Genomic DNA, 20,713 nt, shown 5'->3' on the forward strand with positions numbered 1-20,713 from the left:
GCCGACCTGTCGCCACAGGTAACACCCACCCGAGCCTCCGTTGCATGTAAACAACGTCCTGACCCGCAACACCTAGTCGGCGTCACTGCCTGTAACACGCCGAGTCACCCTTGCATTCCCACTTGCAAAGTGAACTGATGGGGGGTGGGGTGGTGACGTGCGGCAACGTGGGACCAGGCGATCATTACTGGCGGTGTGCGCCGTGTTGGTGACCGGATGCGGCTCGGCGGAGGAACCTCCTTCCGATGCTCCGTATCCGTCGTCAATGACCACGGAACAGGCCGAGGAGACCGGGGTCGAGTACCGGATGATTCCCTCCGCTTGTCTGCTGGAGACCTCAGCGGCGGACGCCGACGTCGAACAGGCCACCGCCGACTCGGACGTATCCGCCCCGTGGCTGGCCGCCCAACCGGAGGACGACATGCAGGCCACGCTCGACAAGGCGGTGGAGGGTGCCCGGGCCGACCTGGGCATCGAAGTCGGAGTCGCCGTCCGGAACCGGGACACCGGGGAGACCGTTCTGGTCAACGACCAGCGCAGTGCCAGCGCGGCGAGCCTGTCCAAGGTGGTGGTGGCCATGAGCTTCCTGCGCCAGCAGGATGCCGCCGGCCAGGAGCTGCCGGCGGGCGACCGTGCCCTGTTGGCGGATTCGATCTCCAAAAGCGGCAACGAGTCCACTGCGGTTCTCTTCGGTCGCCTCGGGCCAGACGACGCTGCTGCCACAGATGCCCTGGCCGACACCTATGACCTCCTGGGCACCGAGGACACCGTGCCCGAACTCGGGTGGGGAGCGGAGTCCACCACGGCTTCGGACCAGTTGAAGGTTGTCGACGCGCTGGCCGACCCGCCCGACTGGCTGGGCGCGGAGGACGCCGCCCTGCTGCGTTCGCTCATGTCACCGACGCCTGGCTACCCGAGCTACTCCCAGGGCTTCGGCCTGGGGGTTCTGGCGAACCCCGCCGTCGTACCGGAGGGTTCCGTGGTGGAGGGGGTCACGGCCAAGAACGGGTGGCTTGCCGACGACGACGGCCAGTGGTCGGTCTCTACGATCGGCCAGGCCCGCGTCGACGGGACCCCGTACGAGATCGTGTTCACCACGCACGGAGCTCCCAATTCACCCTGCGGGTTCACGCTGCTGGACGATCTCACACTGCTGGTGGCCGACAAGGCGTGACCGATGAACGGACCCCCGAGCCGTGGAATCAGCTCGGGGGTCGCAGTTCAACCGGTTAGATCAGCGTGGACGCGGCATGTCCGTGGCGTCACGGACCTCTCCCACGAGTTCCTCGAGCACGTCCTCGAGCGCAACGATCGCGCGCTGTCCCTGCGTCTCGGCCGAGCCTTCCACCAGCGCCAGGTGGGCGTTGTTGACCTGCATACGGCGCATGACGCTCTGCAGCTTGGCCTCTTCGGGGACCGTGCCGAGCTGGTGGAGGATCGACCGATCGAAGGGCAGGTCCCGCTGCTCCGCGGCCAGACCGAGCACGTCCTTCGTGTGGATGTAACCCTGCAATTCACCACCTGGCCCGACCACCGGGAACCTGGAGTACCCGGTTTCTGCGGTGAGCCGTTCGAGGTGGGCGTTGGTGGCGTCATGGGCCACCGTGCGCATCTGCTCGAACGGAATAGCGACGTCGGCAGCCGTCAGTCGCTCGAAGTTCAGGGCACCCGTCAGCAGGTGGATTTCATCGGAGTCCAGAAGCCCGACCCGTCCGGATTCGGCGACGAAACCGGCGACCTCGTCCGATGTGTAGGCCGAGGCCACTTCATCCTTGGGCGTTGCGCGAAAGCCGTAACGCACCACGAGGTTCGCCGTCTCGTTCATCAACCAGATCACGGGCCGCAGGACGACGACGAAGAACCGCAGGACGGGACCCAGGGCCAACGCCGAGGCGGCCGGCTGGGCAATGGCGATGTTCTTGGGAACCATCTCACCGATCACCATGTGCAGGAAGGTGACCACCAACAGTGCGATGACCAGCGCGATCGGGTGGATCAGGAACTCGGGCACTCCCACCATTTCGAACAAGGGCTCGATCAGGTGAGCGATCGCAGGCTCACCCACCGACCCGATCAAGAGCGAACAGGCCGTGATCCCCAGCTGTGTGGCGGCGAGGGACGTGGAGACGTCCTCAATGCCCTTGAGTGCGGATCGGGCGGCTCCCGAGCCATCGGCGGCCCTGGGTTCGAGCTGGTCGCGGCGGGCCGAGACCATGGCGAATTCGGCCCCCACGAAGAAGGCGTTGCCCAGCAACAGGAGAACGAGGACCAGAACAGCAAGTGCGTCGCTCATCGGCTCTCCCCCGGTCGCAGCGCGGTGTCCAATTCAGGACCCTGCCCGTCCTCGCTGGGCCCGCTTCCGGTCGGGTCCTCAACGGTCTCGTACTGCACGGGTGGTTCGCCCGCTTCCTGGTCGTCGTCCTCCTGCGGCAGGCGGTTCACGATCACCCGCTCAACACGGTACTGATCCATCGCCCCGACTCGCAGTGACAACCGGCCCTGGGTGGGCAGATCGTCCTCGTCGCGGTGCTCGTGGTCGGTACCCTCCACGGTCACTTCATCTCCGACTTCGGGCAGACGGTCCAGCATCTCGCCGATCAGGCCACCCAGGGTGTCCGTCTCCTCGCCCTCGGGCAGGTCGAGTTTGACGATCTCTCCGAGTTCGTCCGGCCGCAGCAGGCCGGAGACCACGATCGATCCGTCCCGCCGACGCCGGTACTTGGCCAGCGTGGTGTCCTGTTCATCGTCGATCTCGCCGACGATCTCCTCGATGAGGTCCTCCAGGGTCACGATCCCGGCGGTTCCGCCGTATTCGTCGACGACGATCGCGATCTGCAGACCCGGCTGGCGGAGTTCACGCAGGAGGGGGTCCAGGGTCATGGATTCGGAGACCACGGTGGCCTCGCGGGCAATCTTGTGCGCCGGCGTGCTCACCCGCTCCTCGATGGGCACCCCCAGAGCGTCCTTGAAGTGCACGATGCCGATGATGTCGTCCACGCTCTCACCCATGACCGGGTACCGGGCATGCCCGGTCCGCGCGGTGAGGTCCAGGACGTCCTGAACGGATTCGTCCTCCACGAAGGTCACACGGGGACGGGGCATCATGACGTCGGCAGCGGTGCGATCGCCGAATTCGATGGAACGTGCGACCAGTTCGGCGGTGGCCGGGTCCAGTGTTCCTTCTTCACCCGAGCGGGACACCACGGAGATGAGTTCCTCTGCCGTCCGCGCGTTGGCGACTTCCTCCTGCGGATCGAAGCCCAACAGCCGCAGGATCCCGTTGGCCGAGGAGTTGAGGATGCGGACCAGCCACCCGAGGAGCAGCATGAAGAGATTCTGCGGACGCACCACCAGACGGGAAACCTTGATCGGTTCCGCTATGGCCCAGTTCTTGGGGACCAGTTCACCGAAGACCATCTGGACGAACGTGACGACGACGAAGGCCCCGGTGGTGCCGATCGCGGTGACCACACCGGCAGGCAGATGCGTGGCCCCGAGCCCTTCACTCAGCAGGACACCCAGGGAGGGTGCGGTCAGGTAACCGGCGACCAGACTCGAGATGGTGATACCGAGTTGGGCGCCGGAAAGGTTCGTGGAGGTCTTGGACAATGCCTTGTCCACGGCTCCCGCGAGAGCGTCACCCGACTGCACACGCTCTCGGATGGTGTTCCGATTGACCGTGAGGTAGGCGAACTCGACCGCGACGAACAACGCGTTGGCGAAGATCAGGAGAAGAAGAACGACCAGCAGGATCAGTGCCGAAACGATCGTGCTCAACGGGCGTTCACCGCCGTCGTCGTCAGGCAGCCAGTGATGTGCAGATCATGAGAGCGGGAGCTGTTGCCGTAGGGGCAACTTCGATACTCCGCATCGTCCGGTGTGGCCACGCGGCGGGCGCCGTGGGTCGTCCGGGATATGTCGTGAGGCATGAGGTCAAGTGTAAAGGGTCAGGACATCCAGACCCCATAGCTCGGCCCCACGTCCGCTGTGAGCCCAAACGCACCACTGGGCCCCCGACCCCGTACACGCCGAAGGCGGCGGACCGTGTGGTCCGCCGCCTTCGGGCAGGACGTCCAAGACTGACTCGGATGTCAGGCGCGTCACCGCGCCGAAAGGGTGATCACCGCAGTGATCGCTGCGCGAATCAGAAGGTCACGTAGCTGTCAACGCTCATGGCGTTGACCGAGTGGACCTGGGTACCCTGGCTCGGGTTCAGAGCGGAGATCATCTGACCGTTGCCCAGGTAGATGCCGACGTGGCTGCCACCGTTCTGGATGACCAGGTCGCCCGGCTGCGGGTTGGAGGTCGGGGTGCCTGCGGCACCCTGAGCAGCAGCAGTGCGGGGCAGCTCGATGCCCTGCTGAGCGTAGACGTACTGGGTGAAGCCGGAGCAGTCCCAGGCGCCGGGGGTGGTGCCGCCGTAGACGTAGCCGGAGCCCACGTAGCCCTGAGCAGCGCCGGCGATGCCGGAGGTCGAGCCGGAGCCAGTGGACTGGGTGGAGACACCCGAGGAAGCCTGAGCAGCCGGGGCCTCGTTCGAGGAGGAAGCCTGGGCGGCGGGGGCCTCGTAGGAAGCGGAAGCCGGGGCAGCCTCGTTGGAGGAAGCCTGGGCCACCGGAGCAGCGTTGGAAGCAGCAGCCGGAGCGGCGTCGGAGGACGAAGCCTGAGCGGCCGGAGCAGCGTTGGAAGCAGCAGCCGGAGCCGAGGAGGCGCCGTTGCCGTAGTTGTAGGTCGGGTTGCCGTTGGCGTCGAGGGTCCAGGAGAAGGACCAGCCGTTGGCCTCAACGGCGGCGTAGTCCACACCGTCGAAAGAGTTCGGCTGCGTGCCGGTGTAGCTCAGCTCGGGCATGGCCGAAGCGGGAGCAATGGTGGCTGCAGCGGCGACACCGGCAACTGCGATACCGAGGCCGGTGCGACGAGCAACAGTCTTGACGTTCTGCATTGGTTTTTCCTCCAGAGTGCCTGCGGGGTGAGCTGTCGGGTTCGGTTCGGAGTAAACCGGCCGAGGCTCAGTGGGTGGACCGCCTCGGCTTCACCCCAAGGTCCGACCTCCATGAGGTTCGGGCCACAGAAGTGGGTCCCTCGCTCCTGCCATGTCCGTGTTCGGGATCTTCACCGGACAGCGGCAGGATGCGGCATCCAGTCCGGCGGTGTCGCCCGTTCGAGCGGCACGACGAAAACCATAACGAACAGATCACGGATTGTCACGATCGAGTAACGCCATCGATGCCCGACAGGGACCAAACTGCATGCATATCGATGCCGATTAGGTCCGGCGGTCCCACATTTCCACTGGTCAGCGCGTTCCAAGATCGAACGAGACTCGGCGGAACGTGATCTCCAAAACATCACAAAAAAGTTCGGAGTGGTCGCCAAATTGGTCACGACGGGACAGATACGGACACTCTCGGGCAACCAGCTGGTGCCCGCCAAGGGACAGGAAGCTCAGGATTCCGTGGCCACGACGGTCGCATGAAACCCCTCGATATGGCCCCGGAGCAGCCGTGCAGCACGGGCACCGTCCTGCGCCTCGAACGCCTCGAGGATCCCACAGTGCTCACGCTGCAATCGCGCGCGCAGCCCGATCCAGTCGGGAACGTGGGCCACGGATTGCTGCACGTAACCGATCACCGCATCACGCAGGGACTGCATGACAGTGGTCAGGACGACGTTGCCCCCCAAAGTGGTGAGCTCCACGTGGAAGCGCGCGTCAAGGTCATGGAAGCGCGCATCAGGGATGCTCGGATCGTCCATCTCCTCCAAGTAGGACCGGGCCGCTACTAGGACCTTCCCCCTCTGCTCCTCCTCCACGCCCAGCCCGGTCGCCAGTGCCGCCTGCGTCTCCAGCAGGACGCGCGTGGCGACCACGTCGGCCATGGGGAGCGCCTTGGTGGCAACGTGCATGCGCAGCGCCCAGGACAGTGCCGCCGAGGGTTCCGAGACGACGACGGCACCAGCCTTGGGCCCCGAGCCCGTCCCCGAACGGACCAGGCCCATGGCCGCGAGGACCCGCACCGCTTCACGCACCGAGGCGCGCGAGATACCGAACTCCTCGGCCAACGCACGCTCGCCGGGCAGCTTCTGCCCGACCGCGAGATCGCCGCTGCGCAAACGCTCTTCGACCCATCTGAGGACGGCCGCGTACGCGGGCGCGTCGTCCTTGACGGTGCCGGAGTCCGGCTGCCCCCCGGCCCCTGGTGTCACTGCGGGGGCAGCATCCAGGCCAGCACGTTGGACTGCAGGAACACCAGCGCGCACAGCACGATCAACATGCCGAGGGACCAAGGCAGCACCTTCTTGAAGATGGTCGACTCCTGACCGGGCATGCTCACCGCGGTTGCAGCGATGGCCAGGGATTGCGGAGAGATCATCTTGCCAACAACACCGCCCGTGGTGTTAGCCGCCACCATCAGATTGGGATCCAACCCCGCACCCGTTGCCGCGGTCTGCTGCAGGTTGGAGAACAGTGCGTTGGCGGAGGTGTCGGATCCGGTCACGGCCGTACCGACCCACCCCAGGACCGGGGAGAAGAACGCGAAGGCCGCACCCAGACCCGCCACGAAGCTGCCGATGGCCAGGGTCTGACCGGAGAAGTTCATGACGTAGGCCAATGCCAGCACGGACATGATGGTCAGCGCCGAGAAGCGCATCTTGTACATGCACGCACCGATTTCCCGCAGGCCCTTGCCGATGGTCATGGGGAACTTCCCGTTGTGGTTGAACACCGTGTAGATGATCGTGACCAGCAGGCCGGTGATCAGCAGCAGCGTGCCGGGCGAGGAGAGCCAGGTGAAGGTGTACACGGTTCCGGTGATCGGTTCCCCCGTGCCGGCACTGAGCAACCGCCCGTCCAGCCCTGGCCAGGGGATCGTGAGGTCGGTCGCGGCCAGCGTCTTCGGCACGTTGACCCCGAGGGTCCACAGCTTGGCCACGCCGAACACGAACACGACCAGGACGTAGGGAACCATGGCCATCCACACGCGCACCGGCGTGAGTTCGCTGACGTTCTCGATCTCTTCGATCCCCAGGCGCTGCTTGGCCTCGGCTGCGCCCTTGGGCTTCCAGAACCGGAGCAGGATCACGGCACCGGCCACGCCCACCAGGGAGGCGACGACGTCCGTGAGTTCGTAGGAGAAGTGGGTGGCGGTCCACCACTGGGCCACGGCGAAGGAGGCGCCGATGGCGACGGCCGCCGGCCAGGCGTCCTTCACACCGCGCACTCCGTCGATCAGCAGCAGGAGGAACAGCGGAACGACGAACGCGAACAGGGGCGCCTGATGCCCGACCACGGCACCGATGTGGGCAGGATCAAGACCGGTGAGCTTGCCCGCCGTCGTGATCGGGATGGCCACGGCGCCGAAGGCGACAGGCGCCGTGTTGGCGATGAGCACGACGACGGCGGTCTTGAGCGGCTTGAGCCCGATCGCCAGGATCATCGTGGCGGTGATGGCAACCGGCGCACCGAAACCTGCGAGGGCTTCCAACAGACCACCGAAGCAGAAGGCGATCAGGATGGCCTGGATGCGGACGTCACCGCCACCGATGGAATCGAAGATCGCCCGCATGTCCTCGAAACGTCCGGCCGCGACGGTGACCTGGTAGAACCACAGCGCCATGACGACGATCCACACGATCGGGAAGAGGCCGAAGACGGCACCCTGGCTGGCCGACAGCAGGGCGAGATCGACCGGCATCTTGAAGGCCAGGACCGCCACGATGATCGCGGTGGCCAAAGCGATCAGACCGGAGAGCCACGCGCTGCGCTTGAGCCCGACCAGGGCGATGAAGAAGGCAGCCAACGGGATGATGCCGACGAGGGCCGAGAGACCCAGGCTCCCGGCCACCGCATCAACTTGGGCGGTGTATGTGTTCACTGATGACTCCTGCAGTTGAGGGACTGATTCCGCGTGGGGATCCAGGAGTCAGCCCGGAGTGCGATGTGGCTCACGGACGAGTATGGTCGAACCACATGAGGTCGTGTGAAACTGTACATGACCTGCGTCACAGAAATCGCGGAGGATCTATGAAGGTCGCACTTTTCGCCACGTGCATCGTGGACGCGATGTATCCCAAGGTCGCCTTGGCCACGGTTCGGATTCTCGAACGGCTGGGCCACGAGGTCGTGTTTCCCCCCGGCCAGGGTTGCTGCTCCCAGATGCACGTCAACAGCGGGTACATCGAGGATGCCCTACCGGTGGTGCGTAACCACGTCGAGGCGTTCACCTCCGCGGACTACGACGTCGCCGTCGCCCCCTCGGGTTCGTGCGTGGCCTCCCTGGGACACCAGCAGCCCATGGTCGCCCGCAAGTGTGGCGACACCGCCCTGGCCGAGCGGGCCGAGGAGGTGGCCGCCAAGACCTACGAGCTCTCGGAGCTCTTGGTGGACGTCCTGGGCATCACGAACGCCGCAGAACAGTTGGGGTCCTACTTCCCCCACCGCATCACCTACCACCCGTCCTGCCACGGCCTGCGGTTGCTGGGCCTCGGCGATCGACCCACCACCCTGCTCTCGAGCGTGGAAGGCCTGGACCTCGTGGACCTGCCGGACGCCCATGAGTGCTGTGGCTTCGGGGGGACGTTCTCCTTCAAGAACCCCGATGTCTCCGGCGCCATGGTGGAGGCCAAGCTCAAGAACATCGAATCCACCGGCACCAACCTGTGCGCGGGTGGGGACGCGTCCTGCCAGTTGCACATCAGCGGGGCCGCGCGCCGCCGGGGATCCGAGGTCCGCACGATCCACATCGCGGAGATCCTGGCCTCGACCCGCGCCAACCCGCTGGAACTGGATCAGATCGCCGAGCTGTCCATCCCCCAAGGCCACGCCACTGTCGCGCCCGCCGACTCCGCGTCGGTCGCACCCTCAGGAGGTCCCCGATGAGCTCCGTCAACCTGGGAATGCCCGGGACTCGCGTTGCTTACGGGTCCGGCAATCTCTACGAGGAGACGCCGTTCCCCGAGCATGCCCGCTCAGAACTCGAGAACAAGCAGATGCGGGCCAACATCGGCCACGCGACGCACACGATCCGGACCAAGCGCGGTCGAGTGGTGGGCGAGCTCCCCGACTGGCAGGACTTGCGTGACGCAGGCTCGGCCATCAAGAAGGAGGTGGGGGCGCGACTGCCGGAACTGCTGGAGCAGTTCGAGGCCAACGTCACCGCGCGCGGCGGAGTGGTCCACTGGGCGCGCGACGCCGCTGAGGCCAATGGGATCATCACCGATCTGGTGCGTGCCAAGGGCGTAGATGAGGTCATCAAGGTCAAGTCCATGGCCACCCAGGAAATCGGGATGAACGAGCACCTGGAGGCCCAGGGCATCACGGCCCATGAAACGGACCTGGCCGAACTGATCGTGCAGTTGGGCGAGGACAAGCCCTCCCACATCCTGGTGCCTGCGATTCACAAGAACCGTGACGAGATCCGGGAGATCTTTTCCCGCCGGATGCCCGGAGCCGGCGCGGAACTGACCAACGAACCCGCGGTTCTGGCCGAGGCCGCCCGCAGCTATCTGCGGGAGAAGTTCCTGGACACCACGGTTGCGATCTCCGGTGCGAACTTCGGCATCGCCGAAACCGGAACCCTCACGGTCGTCGAATCCGAGGGCAACGGACGCATGTGCCTGACGCTGCCCAAGACCCTGATCACGGTCATGGGCATCGAGAAACTCCTGCCTCGTTTCGCCGACCTGGAAGTCTTCACCCAGCTGCTCCCACGGTCCTCCACAGGCGAGCGCATGAACCCGTACACCTCCATGTGGACCGGGGTCACCGAGGACGACGGCCCGGAAGAGTTCCACGTGATCCTGCTGGACAACGGCCGCTCGGCCGTACTCGGCGATCCCGACGGTCGCTCGGCCCTGCACTGCATTCGGTGCTCGGCCTGCCTGAACGTGTGCCCCGTCTACGAACACGCAGGCGGTCACGCGTACGGCTCGACCTACCCGGGGCCCATCGGCGCCATCCTGTCCCCTCAGCTCACGGGTGTGGCAGCAGAACAGAACAACTCGCTGCCCTACGCGTCCTCGCTGTGTGGCCGGTGCTACGAGGTCTGCCCCGTGAAGATCGACATCCCGTCGATCCTGGTGCACCTGCGCGACGAGGACATCCGGACCAAACACGGTCAGCGGGACGATCAGGCCTCTGCCCAGCGGGCCACCGTCCTCGAAGCGCGGGCGGCTGAGGCGGAAGCCTCCGGCGCACCGGTGGAACCCGCCGAGCACCCGGCGGACTTCAAGAAGAAGCGCGTTCCCTCTGAGATGGACCTGCTCATGAAGGCCGCCGGCACCGTGATGTCCTCCGGCACCAGGATGGGACTGGCCGAGCGCGCCCTGCCCGTGGGGCGCGGTGCCCTCAAGCCCTTCGGCGGACTCAAGTGGTTGCCCGGGATGGTCGGCGGCTGGACCCAGGAACGCGACATCCCCGTGCCGCCGTCGCAGTCCTTCCGGAACTGGTGGCAGAAGAACGGTGCGAACGCCGAGCAGCGCGTGGAGCGCGATCTGGGGCAGACCCACCTGCCACAGGCCGACGGCGCACCGGGCCCTACGCCGTCGTTGGCGGCCGGCATCGAGGAACATGCCGCGTGGGGAGCCGAGGCACAGGCGGTCTACCACCTGCGCGCGCAACGCCCCGACCCCGAAGGGCAGGACACCAAATCCAGTGAGGTCAACAGCACCGGGGAGGAACCGGCATGAGCCAGACAGACGCCAAGGCCACCATCCTGGCCCGGATCGGGCACGCACTGCGCGATGAACCGGCGGCACCGGAGGTCCCGCGAAACTATCGCAGGACCTCGTCGCTGAACCACGACGACGTGGTCGAGATGCTCGAGGACCGGCTGATCGACTACAAGGCAAACGTGTACCGGGAGACCACCGAAACCCTGCCGGGGCGTTTACGTGAGTTGCTGGGCGACGCATCGACCGTCGTCCCGGACGGTGTTCCGGACACCTGGCTGCCGGAAGGCATCGAGCGGGTGCGAGACGTCAACGACTCAGGGTCCGTCCTCTCGGCCCGCGAACTGGATGCGCTGGGTGCCGTGGTCACCGCATCCACCGTGTCCTGCGCAGAGACGGGGACCATCTTCCTCAACAGCCGCCCCGACGAAGGACGGCGGGCCCTGAGCCTGGTTCCAGATCATCACGTGTGCGTGGTGCCGCTGGACACGGTGGTCGAGCTGATCCCCGAAGCCTTCGAGCGCATCAACCACGCGGATCCCATCACCATGATCTCGGGCCCCTCCGCGACCTCGGACATCGAACTGGAGCGGGTCGAGGGCGTGCACGGCCCCAGGAGGCTGGACGTCGTCCTGCTCGGCTGAGCAAGAACCCGCCTGCGGTTCAGCAGACCGTACGGCAGACTGTAGGCGTCCACTCATTGCATCCGAAAGGAACTCATGAGCAACCTTCACGATTTCACCGCGGACACGATTTCCGGCTCCCAGGACGGCTTCGAACGGCTGGCGGGTCAGGTCGTCCTGATCGTCAACACGGCGAGTGAATGTGGTTTCACCCCCCAGTACGACGGTCTGGAAAAGCTCTACGAGCAGTACAAGGACCGCGGGTTCACCGTGTTGGGTTTCCCCTGCAACCAGTTCGGTGGGCAGGAGCCCGGCGCGGAGCAGGAGATCCAGGAGTTCTGCCGCACGTCCTTCGGAGTCGAGTTCCCGCTGTACAAGAAGGTGGACGTCAACGGGTTGCACACACATCCGCTGTGGGAGTGGCTCAAGACCCAGAAGCAGGGGCCCAACGGCGCGGACATCGAGTGGAACTTCACCAAGTTCCTCGTGGACCAGTCGGGTCAGGTGGTGGCCCGGTACGAACCGGCCACCGAGCCCGCCGAGATCACCGCGGACATCGAGGACCTGCTCGAGAAGTGAGAACGACGACGGCGTCCCTCGGGGCGCCGTCGTCACACGCCCATGAACGAATTCACGCGCAGCACCGGTTCGCCGCACTTCGAGCTGCGGCGCTCCGAGCAGAGTCAGCGGTGCTACCGTCCGCACTTCCACGAGCGGGCGGCCCTGGGTGTGATCGACCGCGGAAGCACGCGGTTCACGGGGGCCTTTGACACCGTCGTCGACCTCCGCGCGGGCGACACCATCGTCATTCCCGCGGGTCACGTTCATGCGTGCAACCCCCATGACGGGGCCTGGAACTACCAGTTCCTGCAAATGGATCAGACCTGGGCCCGTTCCCAGATCGATTCGGTCGAACAGGGCCGAGCGGTGGAGACCTGGTTCAGCGGCATCCGGGTCTTCCGGAGCCCGCGACTGCACGAAGCGTTCACGCGCATCACCAAGATGGTTGCTGCGGACCCGCAAGACGCTGAACGCGTGGGCGCACATCTCCGGAAAGCGCTGGAGGAGTGCAGCAACATGAAGCCCGTCTGGGCCGAGCCCGAACCCGCCACCTTTTTGTCGGCCACGCGTCTGGGGTCGGTTCTCGAGCGGTTGCGGGACGACGAACGCAATCCTTCGCTGGATGAGTTGGCGCAGCTGGCGGGGATGACCCGGTACCAGCTCATCCGATCGGTCAAGTCCGCGACCGGGCTGACACCGCTGGCCTGGCGGCAGAACCAGAAGATCATTCGCGCTCGCCGCATGCTCGCCGAGGGACACGACCTGGCGGGCACCGCCCACGGCCTCGGCTTCACCGATCAGAGCCATTTCCATCGGCTCTTCCGGGCCCACGTGGCCGCCTCCCCAGGCAGCTACCGCAGCTGAATCTCCCGCGGCAGTCGGTCGCTCACTTTCGTACAAGACCAGGTTTCCCCGAGCCGGCACAGTCATGGGTACAGGCGTCATGGGCACGGGCCATCGTGGCCCTCGACGGCGTTTCCCGGGGCGGGTGTACGACCCGGGTCAGAGCTCGCGGGGAAGCGGCTTGTGTGAAACGGCTTGCGGGGAACGGAGTTGGAGCAGTGGAGCAATTCGTGGCGGTTGCTGCGGCGCATTTCCTGGCTCTGCTCATCCCGGGAGTGGACTTCTTCCTGATCGTCCGCACGTCGCTCAGACACGGCCGGGTGCCTGCCGCGATGGTGTGCGTGGGTATTGCACTGGCCAACGCGCTGTTCATCTCAGCCGCCTTCGCGGGCTTGGGATTCATCACCAATCCGGTGGTGCTCTCCGTCTTCGAACTGGTGGGTGGTGGCTTCCTGACCTATGTCGGCGTCCAGTTCTTCCGCGCGGATGCCCGGGCGACCGTACCGCTCGAAGCACAACGGTCGAGCGCTGTGAACCCGCAGCTGCGGTGGCGACTTCTGGGCACCGGCTTCGCCTCCGGGTTGCTCAATCCGAAGAATGCCCTGTTCTACGTCAGCCTGGCCGCCGCCGTTGCCCCCGCTCCAGCAGGCTCGCTGATCTTCTACGGGACGTGGATGTTCACGGTGGTCCTCACGTGGGACCTTCTGCTCGCCTTCGCATTGGGAGCGCCGCGCACGCTGGGGGCGTTGCAGAGGGTGCTGCCGTGGATCAGCGCCACGGCCGGCCTGGTTCTCGTGGCGCTCGGAGTGACGATGGTGATCCGGGGCCTGACGGCCTTGTAGGCGTGGGTCCGAAGCGGCCTTCAACTCACGGGCCTGGTCACGAAACGAAAGAACGACGGCGCCCCGTGGGGCGCCGTCGTCGTTGGTGCTGATGCAATCGGGCAGCGAGCCCGGTGACGATCAGGCGGAGGCGTAGATGTCGACGTCGTCGTCGCGCTCCAGGACGTCGTCGGTCTTGTTCGGGAAGAACGCCCGGTAGAGGATCCCGGCGATGGCAGCGCCCAGCAACGGTGCCACGAAGAACAACCACACCTGCCCCAAGGCATCCGGCACGAACCAGGCCACGGCGAGCGAACGCGCCGGGTTGACGGACGTGTTGGACACGGGGATGGAGACCAGGTGGATCAAGGTCAACGACAGGCCGATGGCCAGCGGGGCAAAGCCCAGGTTGGCGCGGTCATCCGTCACCCCCAGGATGACGAAGAGGAAGATGCAGGTCAGCACGGTTTCGGCGATGAACACGGACAGCAGGGTGTAGCCCATGGGCGACAGGTCACCGTAGCCATTGGTCGCAAAGCCACCCGCCGTGGCGGAGAAGCTCTCTTGACCGGAGGCAATCACGTAGAGGATCATCGCGCCGAGCGAGCCACCCAGGATCTGGGCAACCCAGTACGGCAGGACGGCTTTCCACTCAAAGCGACCAGCAACGGCGGCGCCCAGCGTGACGGCCGGATTGAAATGTCCGCCGGAGACCCAGCCGACTGCGTACGCCATGACCACGACGGTCAGGCCGAAGGCCAGAGCAACGCCCAGGAAGCCGATGCCCATGTTGATGGCACCGCCGGCGATGACAGATGCGGAAAGGACAGCTGCGCCGCAGCCACCCAGGACCAGGACCAGGGTTCCCAGCGCTTCAGCGAGCAGCCGGGACGGCATGGAATGAGCAGGCATGGTGATTACCTCACGATTGGGGGTTGTCGTTCAGGAGCCGAATGGTGGAGGTCGCACCCGGCCGCCACGGACCGGTCGCGGTCAGTCCATCCGTCACCGGTCGCAATAGCTCACTGCCGACCATACATGCGGTGTGAAGGAGCACACCGGTCATCGGGACGTGGTGATGGCAACACATCGTTGCAGCAGCTCACGTTGACGCCGCCTGAGCACGGCGACCAGTTCAGGGCTGTGCCACGGCGTCCAGCGCAGGTCGTCCCTGCTGCGCGCATTGATCACTGTGGCCGCCCCGGGGCGCGGGTGCGCGGTGATCGTCAGGACCGCCGGGAGACGATCCGGCCGGGTGAACACGGTGCTCGGGAGGCGGTGACCGACCCGGACGTACAGCTTGTGCTGGTCAAGGCGCACGACCCGAGCATTCTGGGCCGCGAACCACCCCGTGAGCATCTGCATGGCGTCCCGCTCTTCAGGGACCACCCAGTCGTGGGAGATCCGGGTGCGCACGTGCTTCGGCCCGCGGAGCGTCAGGAGCAGCATCGACACCACGAGCGCTCCGACCAACAGGGCGACCAGTGCACACGCGGCGACCCACCACACGAGGATTCCCGAGGACACCAGGGCCAGCAGCACCAGGAAGACAGCCGCGAAACCCAGCAGTGCGGCCAGCAGCGTCACGACCTCCGGGCGGACGACCCACTTGGTCGTCACCCGCACCCCTCCATGAGCCACGATCCACCTCACCCACCGTCAGATTTGCGATTGCATCTAGTTTACATTCGCACATCAATGGCGGTCCAGAGGGGCGGGAAAGTCCGCGGGTGTTACGCGGTGATCGTGGGCACGGCGTCAGCCCACCCGGGACGCCCCCGGCCCGGGCAACACGGTGAAGAGACGCGGGGACTGCCAACCGCGTTCATCGAATGCGGCCAGCACCTCGACCTTCACGCTTTCGAGATCATCAGCAGGGACCAGACCGATCGCTGACCCTCCGAATCCCGCGCCGGTCATCCGGGCACCCAGGGCACCCGCACCCAACATGCGTTCGACCGCGACATCGAGTTCAGGACAGGAGACCTGGTAATCGTCACGCAGCGAGTTGTGTGACTCCGTGAGTTCCTTCCCCAGTTCTGCCCACCGCCCCGCTCTCAGGTGCTCGACGCCGGCGTCCACCCGAGCACGTTCCCGGAGCACGTGACGAACCCTGGGGAGAGTGGCCTCGTCCAAATCCGAGATGTCCGCGTCAACGGGCAGATCACCCAGGGACTCGACCCCCAGCGCAGCGGCTCCGCGTTCACAGGCAGCACGACGGGCAGCGTATCCGCCGTCGTCGTTACTGTGCGCCACGCAAGTGTCAACCACCACGATCCGCAATCCCGCCTCCGCCAGCTGCAGCGGAATGTGCTCCACCTCCAGGGTCCGGCAGTCCAAGAGCGCAGCGTGGCCGGACGTGGCCAGCAGGGATGCCGATTGGTCCATGATGCCCGTGGGAGCTCCCACGAATTCGTTCTCGGCCCGCTGTGTCACCCGCGCGAGGTCGCGACGGCTCAACCCTGCGTTCGTGAGGTCATTGAGCGCCATGGCCACAGCCACCTCCACAGCGTGGGAGGAGGACAGCCCAGAACCGACGGGGACGTTGGAATCCAGCATCAGCTCGAAGGCGGGGACATGAACGCCCGCAGCCTGCTCCAGCGCCCAGGCAACGCCTGCCGGACCGCTGGCCCACCCTGACACCGAACCCGGTTGCACATCCCTGACGACAAGACGTGCACGGGCAGGCTCCCCGGTGCGGGGGTCGATCCAGGTCGACGTCAGGTCACTCTCTTCCCTGTCCGGGACCAGTCGGACGGCGACCATCGCAGAGCGGTCAATGGCAAAGGGCAGAACCAAGCCGTTGTTGTAGTCGAGGTGCTCGCCGATCAGGTTGACTCGACCGGGCGCGCGCCAAACCCCATCAGGTTCGACGTCGAAGTGCCGCTGGAACTCCCCCGCGAGCGCGCGGGCCCGGTTCGACTCGCCGCTGTGCACCATGTCTGCCTCGCTCACAACACACCTCGCAATCGTGCCGCGGTCTCCTCCGGACTGACATCCCCCACGAACGCGCCCATGGCAGCTTCGGAGCCAGCCAAGAACTTGAGCTTGTTCTCCGCCCGGCGCGGGCTGACGATCTCCAGGTGCAACCGCGAAGCCTCCCGCAATCCAGGTACCAGCGGGGCTTGGTGCCAGGCCGCAATGTACGGGGTGGGAGTGGGGTAGAGAGCGTCGAGCCGACGCAGCACGTCCTGCACCACGGCACCGAACTCATCCAACTCTTCTCCGGTGAGCGCCGCAAGATCCGGTACATGACGGTGCGGGACCACGTGCACTTCCAGCGGCCATCGGGCTGCCCAGGGAACGTATGCGCTCACGCGCTCACCCGCCAGGAGCATGCGCTCGCCGTCGGCCTGCTCCGCCTCCAACAGGTCAGCATGCAGCGTTCGCCCGGTGTTGCTCAGGTGCTGTTCGGCCCGGCGCGCCGTTTTCAGGGCAGTGGGCGTGACATAGGGGTAGGCGTAGATCTGCCCGTGCGGGTGGTGCAGCGTGGTACCGATCTGCTCACCGCGGTTCTCGAACGGAAAGACCTGCTTGACCCCCTTCAGCCGAGACAGCGCACCGGTGCGTTGCGCCAGGGCACGAACCACCAGCTGAACGCGATCGAGGTCGAGTTCCGCCAAGCTTCCCTCGTGCTCCGGGGTGTAGACCACCACCTCACACCGACCACCGGCCGGGTGGACGTGCCCGATCTCCGGCAGCTGATCCGGCCCCGGAAGCTCGACCAAATCAGGCCCCAACGAAGGAAACCGGTTCTCGAAAACAGCCACTTCGAAATTGACCGGGATCTCCGACTGCCGCCCCGGCGCGGAGGGGCACAGAGGACATTGGTCGACGGGCGGCAGGTGGGTTCGGTTCTGGCGGTGCGTGGCCAGCGCGATCCAGTCCCCGGACAACGGGTCTTGGCGCAGCTGCCCGTGCCCCGCCCGCTCTGCGGCCGGTCGTGGGTCATGAACAACGGTCGGAAGGACGTCGTCGTCGTGGCCGAAGAACGTGATTTCTCGACCGTCGGAGAGCCGATGGGAGATGTGATGCACCAACGACGCTGGCAGGTCATGCGACACGGTGGACACGGGTGATCCTTTCCTCGAGTTCGTTCAGCGCTGATTCCGGCAGCCCGGTGTCCGTGACCAGGTCGTCGACGACCTCCAGCGGCGCGAACCCGTACAGGCCCACGGTTCCCCACTTGGTCGCGTCGGCGACGACGACGCCACGGTTCGCGTGCTCCAAGAACATTCGGTTGACCTGCGCCTCGAGCATGTTGGGGGTGCTCAGGCCCGCCTCGATGTCGAAGCCGTGGACGCCCATGAAGCACACATCCGCGTGAAGCGTCTCGAGGCAACGGACGGCCAGCGGCCCCACGAGTGCATCAGAGGGAGTGCGGACGCCGCCGAGCATGACCACCTGCCCGCCGGGCGCGGGGCGATCCTCGAACACCTGCGCGATGCGCGGCGAGTTGGTCACGACGGTCAGGTCCTCCACGGCCCGCAGCTCGCGAGCCAAGGCGAAGGTGGTCGTCCCGGAATTGACAAACACCGACATGCCCGGTTCGACCAGGGCAGCAGCGGCCTTCGCAACGGCGCTCTTCTGCCCCTGATGCAATCGGGACTTGCGCAGGAATCCTGGTTCCTCCGACGCCGACCCCGGGGCCGCCAGCCGCGCCCCACCGTGAACCTTGTGCAACTCCCCGTCGCTTGCAAGTTGGTCGAGGTCTCGACGCACGGTCATCTCCGAGACCCCCAACACCTGCGCCAGGTCGGCGACACGCACCGAACCTTGTGCACGAGTTTGTTCGAGGATGCGCGCACGACGCTCGGCGGGCAGTAGATCAATCACAACCATCTCCTTGCTCTCGCCTCCATGATGCCACTCACCGCGGTTCGTCATGATTGTTCTATCACTATTGATGTTCGATTATGTTCATTCTAGAGTGAGTCAGACCACATAATCGATGGCTCGGAGGTTCGAGACCGTGAACCAGTCCACCAAGGCTGCAGTCCACACCAGTGCAGTCGCGGGTAACGCACAACAGATCCACCTGCGCGCCGGAGGCGTGTCCGTCCTGCTGAGCCGACCGGACGGGCGGATCCCGGCAATCGCCCACTGGGGAGCTGACCTGGGTGAGTTGACCTCGCACGACGCGCGGATGGTTGCCCTGTCCACTGAATCGGCTCAGGTTGCCAATTGCCCGGATGCACCCATGCACGTCGGTGTGATTCCGGAACCCCGCTGGGGCTGGGCGGGCCGCCCCGGGCTGGTGGGACACCGCGACGGTCAGGCGTGGGCCCCGGATTTCTCCGTGCAGACGACCCAGTTCCTGCCCCACGCAGCCAGCGACACCGCTGCGCAGGAGGTGGGTGACGGCTTCTCCGAGTTCGGACCCGGTCGTTTGATCGTTGATGTCGGGTCACCTGATGGCATCGACCTCACGATCACCCTGGAGCTGACGCCAGAGGGCGTGGTGCGGGCGCAGAGCACCGTGACCAACCGCATCGACGGGCACTACCGGTTGGACGACCTGAGCATGACACTGCCCGTCCCGGCGCGCGCGACGGAGTTGCAGGATTTCGCGGGGCACTGGGGACAGGAACGCCGCGCCCAGCGGGCCCCGTTCACGGTCGGCCTCCACCTCCGTGAGGGCCGGAAGGGGCGCACCGGCGCCGACGCCGCGCACCTGATGATCGCGGGTGAGTCCGGATTCGGGTTCCGCCACGGCGAGGTCTGGGGCTTGCACACCGGCTTCTCGGGCAACCACCGGACCTGGGCCGAACGCGAGTACTCGGGTCACCGCACTCTCGGGGGTGGTGAGTTGCTCCTCCCCGGAGAAATCGTGCTGGGAAAGGACGAGTCCTACACGACCCCCTGGCTCTACGGCGCCTACGGCGTCGGCCTGGATGCCCAGGCCAACCGGCTGCATGACTGGATCCGCTCCCGGCCCCAGCACCCCAGGCGAGAGCGGCCGGCCACACTGAATGTCTGGGAGGCCGTCTACTTCGATCACCGGCTGGAGAAGCTGCAACAACTGGCGGATCTGGCCGCCCGCATCGGCATCGAAAGATTCGTCCTCGACGACGGATGGTTCGGCTCCCGACGCGACGACACCTCCGGTCTGGGTGACTGGACGGTTTCCCCGGAGGTCTGGCCCAATGGTTTGGCACCGCTGGTCCAGCACGTCACCTCACTCGGGATGGAGTTCGGGCTGTGGTTCGAACCGGAGATGATCAATGTGGACTCGGACCTTGCCCGAGCCCATCCGGACTGGATCCTCTCGCCGGAAGGTCGCCTGCCCGTGTCCAGCCGCTTCCAGCAGGTCCTGGACATCGGCAACCCACAGGCCTACGAGCACGTCCGTAACCAGATGGTCCGAGTCCTGACGGACAACGACATCGCCTACATCAAGTGGGATCACAATCGCGATCTGCTCGAGGCCGGTTCTTCGGTGGACGGCGCCCCTGGTGTCCACCGGCAGACCCTGGCCGCCTACCGGCTCATGGCTGAACTCAAGGAACGCTTTCCCCGACTGGAGATCGAGTCCTGCGCATCGGGCGGTGGACGCGTGGACCTCGGGGTCCTGGAACACACCGATCGCTTCTGGACCTCCGACTGCATCGACCCGGCCGAGCGTCAGGAGATGCACCGGTGGACCCAGCAGCTGGTCCCACCGGAACTCATGGGGAGCCACGTGGCTGCCGGGCACTCGCACGAAACCGGCCGACTGCACACGGTCAACTTCCGTGCGGGCACCGCCCTCTGGGGACATTTCGGCGTGGAATGGGATCTCACGCAGGCGTCCGAGGCGGAACTCGATGAACTCTCCGAGTGGGTCTCCCTCTACAAACAACACCGCGGACTCCTGCACCACGGGCGGTTGGTCCGGCCGGACCAGGCAGACCCCGAATGGGATGTCCACGGCGTGGTATCCGCCGATGGGCACGAGGCCATGTTCGCCGTCGTCTGCAGTGGGGTGTCCTTGACCGATCCCGTGGGCCGTCTGACCTTGGCGGGGCTGGACCCCAACACGCTGTACACGATCACGGACGTGACCCCGGCAGCTGAGGACGCCGGGTTCACCGCACCGTCCTGGTGGCCCAACGGCGCCACCGCTAGAGGCAGCGTCCTGCAGCATGCGGGATTCCACACCCCGAACTTGCGCCCCGACCGTATCCGCCTGCTCCATCTCTCGGCCTAAGGAAAGTC

Annotated in this window: 18 protein-coding genes and 1 riboswitch; of the genes, 8 read left to right on the forward strand and 10 right to left on the reverse strand. The window is 65.9% G+C overall.

The annotated features are described in order from the left end of the window. The first annotated feature begins 265 nt into the window (after window positions 1-265). Window positions 266-1,174, forward strand: coding sequence for a serine hydrolase (locus tag GWK18_RS11375; protein WP_166835343.1), 909 nt, complete (start codon window positions 266-268; stop codon window positions 1,172-1,174). A gap of 60 nt (window positions 1,175-1,234) precedes the next feature. Here the strand turns inward: GWK18_RS11375 and GWK18_RS11380 are convergent, their stop codons facing one another. The 5 genes from GWK18_RS11380 to GWK18_RS11400 form a co-directional block, all read right to left on the reverse strand. Beyond that, entirely contained in the window at window positions 1,235-2,293 is a 1,059-nt protein-coding gene (locus GWK18_RS11380) for a hemolysin family protein (RefSeq protein ID WP_166835345.1), read from the reverse strand. Beyond that, a complete protein-coding gene (locus GWK18_RS11385) occupies window positions 2,290-3,777 on the reverse strand; it encodes a hemolysin family protein (RefSeq protein WP_167739475.1) in 1,488 nt (495 codons plus the stop codon). The genes GWK18_RS11380 and GWK18_RS11385 overlap by 4 nt, the downstream gene beginning before the upstream one ends. Window positions 3,778-4,144: 367 nt before the next feature. Further along, window positions 4,145-4,942, reverse strand: coding sequence for a C40 family peptidase (locus GWK18_RS11390; RefSeq protein ID WP_245193248.1), 798 nt, complete (start codon window positions 4,940-4,942; stop codon window positions 4,145-4,147). A gap of 2 nt (window positions 4,943-4,944) precedes the next feature. Further along, window positions 4,945-5,119, reverse strand: a riboswitch (cyclic di-AMP (ydaO/yuaA leader). Window positions 5,120-5,445: 326 nt separating this feature from the next. Continuing rightward, window positions 5,446-6,204, reverse strand: coding sequence for a GntR family transcriptional regulator (locus GWK18_RS11395; RefSeq protein WP_166835347.1), 759 nt, complete (start codon window positions 6,202-6,204; stop codon window positions 5,446-5,448). Further along, window positions 6,201-7,874: an L-lactate permease gene (locus GWK18_RS11400; RefSeq protein ID WP_166835349.1), complete on the reverse strand. Its 1,674-nt coding sequence runs from the start codon at window positions 7,872-7,874 to the stop codon at window positions 6,201-6,203. Before GWK18_RS11400 ends, GWK18_RS11395 begins: the two co-directional genes overlap by 4 nt. A 149-nt stretch (window positions 7,875-8,023) precedes the next feature. On the opposite strand from GWK18_RS11400, the gene GWK18_RS11405 reads away from it, so the two are divergent. The 6 genes from GWK18_RS11405 to GWK18_RS11430 all read left to right on the forward strand — a co-directional run bounded on the left by GWK18_RS11405 (window position 8,024) and on the right by GWK18_RS11430 (window position 13,537). After that, a complete protein-coding gene (locus GWK18_RS11405) occupies window positions 8,024-8,878 on the forward strand; it encodes a (Fe-S)-binding protein (RefSeq protein ID WP_166835351.1) in 855 nt (284 codons plus the stop codon). Then, window positions 8,875-10,686 carry a LutB/LldF family L-lactate oxidation iron-sulfur protein gene (locus GWK18_RS11410; protein ID WP_166835353.1) on the forward strand — a complete coding sequence of 604 codons (1,812 nt, stop codon included), beginning with the start codon at window positions 8,875-8,877 and terminating at the stop codon, window positions 10,684-10,686. The genes GWK18_RS11405 and GWK18_RS11410 overlap by 4 nt, the downstream gene beginning before the upstream one ends. Further along, window positions 10,683-11,312, forward strand: a complete 630-nt coding sequence (locus GWK18_RS11415) for a lactate utilization protein C (RefSeq protein WP_166835355.1) — start codon at window positions 10,683-10,685, stop codon at window positions 11,310-11,312. Before GWK18_RS11410 ends, GWK18_RS11415 begins: the two co-directional genes overlap by 4 nt. Window positions 11,313-11,387: 75 nt before the next feature. Beyond that, window positions 11,388-11,870: a glutathione peroxidase gene (locus GWK18_RS11420; RefSeq protein ID WP_123826553.1), complete on the forward strand. Its 483-nt coding sequence runs from the start codon at window positions 11,388-11,390 to the stop codon at window positions 11,868-11,870. 42 nt (window positions 11,871-11,912) lie between these two features. Next, entirely contained in the window at window positions 11,913-12,716 is an 804-nt protein-coding gene (locus tag GWK18_RS11425; RefSeq protein ID WP_123826550.1) for an AraC family transcriptional regulator, read from the forward strand. Window positions 12,717-12,913: 197 nt separating this feature from the next. Then, window positions 12,914-13,537: a LysE family translocator gene (locus tag GWK18_RS11430; protein WP_123826549.1), complete on the forward strand. Its 624-nt coding sequence runs from the start codon at window positions 12,914-12,916 to the stop codon at window positions 13,535-13,537. 120 nt (window positions 13,538-13,657) lie between these two features. On the opposite strand, the gene aqpZ is transcribed toward GWK18_RS11430, so the two are convergent. From aqpZ to GWK18_RS11455, 5 genes are all read right to left on the reverse strand, one after another. Beyond that, window positions 13,658-14,428 carry an aquaporin Z gene (aqpZ, locus tag GWK18_RS11435; protein ID WP_123826548.1) on the reverse strand — a complete coding sequence of 257 codons (771 nt, stop codon included), beginning with the start codon at window positions 14,426-14,428 and terminating at the stop codon, window positions 13,658-13,660. A gap of 150 nt (window positions 14,429-14,578) precedes the next feature. Then, window positions 14,579-15,136, reverse strand: a complete 558-nt coding sequence (locus GWK18_RS11440; protein ID WP_123826547.1) for a hypothetical protein — start codon at window positions 15,134-15,136, stop codon at window positions 14,579-14,581. Window positions 15,137-15,274: 138 nt separating this feature from the next. Beyond that, on the reverse strand, window positions 15,275-16,471 hold the full coding sequence (gene galK, locus GWK18_RS11445) for a galactokinase (protein WP_233568884.1): 1,197 nt from the start codon (window positions 16,469-16,471) through the stop codon (window positions 15,275-15,277). Beyond that, window positions 16,468-17,589: a galactose-1-phosphate uridylyltransferase gene (gene galT, locus GWK18_RS11450; protein WP_233568883.1), complete on the reverse strand. Its 1,122-nt coding sequence runs from the start codon at window positions 17,587-17,589 to the stop codon at window positions 16,468-16,470. Before galT ends, galK begins: the two co-directional genes overlap by 4 nt. Then, window positions 17,570-18,352 carry a DeoR/GlpR family DNA-binding transcription regulator gene (locus GWK18_RS11455; RefSeq protein WP_348535937.1) on the reverse strand — a complete coding sequence of 261 codons (783 nt, stop codon included), beginning with the start codon at window positions 18,350-18,352 and terminating at the stop codon, window positions 17,570-17,572. Before GWK18_RS11455 ends, galT begins: the two co-directional genes overlap by 20 nt. Before the next feature lie 136 nt (window positions 18,353-18,488). On the opposite strand from GWK18_RS11455, the gene GWK18_RS11460 reads away from it, so the two are divergent. Further along, the gene (locus GWK18_RS11460) at window positions 18,489-20,705 is read left to right on the forward strand and encodes an alpha-galactosidase (protein WP_348535938.1); all 2,217 of its coding nucleotides are present in this window, start codon (window positions 18,489-18,491) and stop codon (window positions 20,703-20,705) included. The last annotated feature ends 8 nt before the right edge of the window (window positions 20,706-20,713 follow it).

Source organism: Kocuria sp. JC486 (genome assembly GCF_011602805.1).
Classification (GTDB): Bacteria; Actinomycetota; Actinomycetes; order Actinomycetales; family Micrococcaceae; genus Kocuria; species Kocuria soli.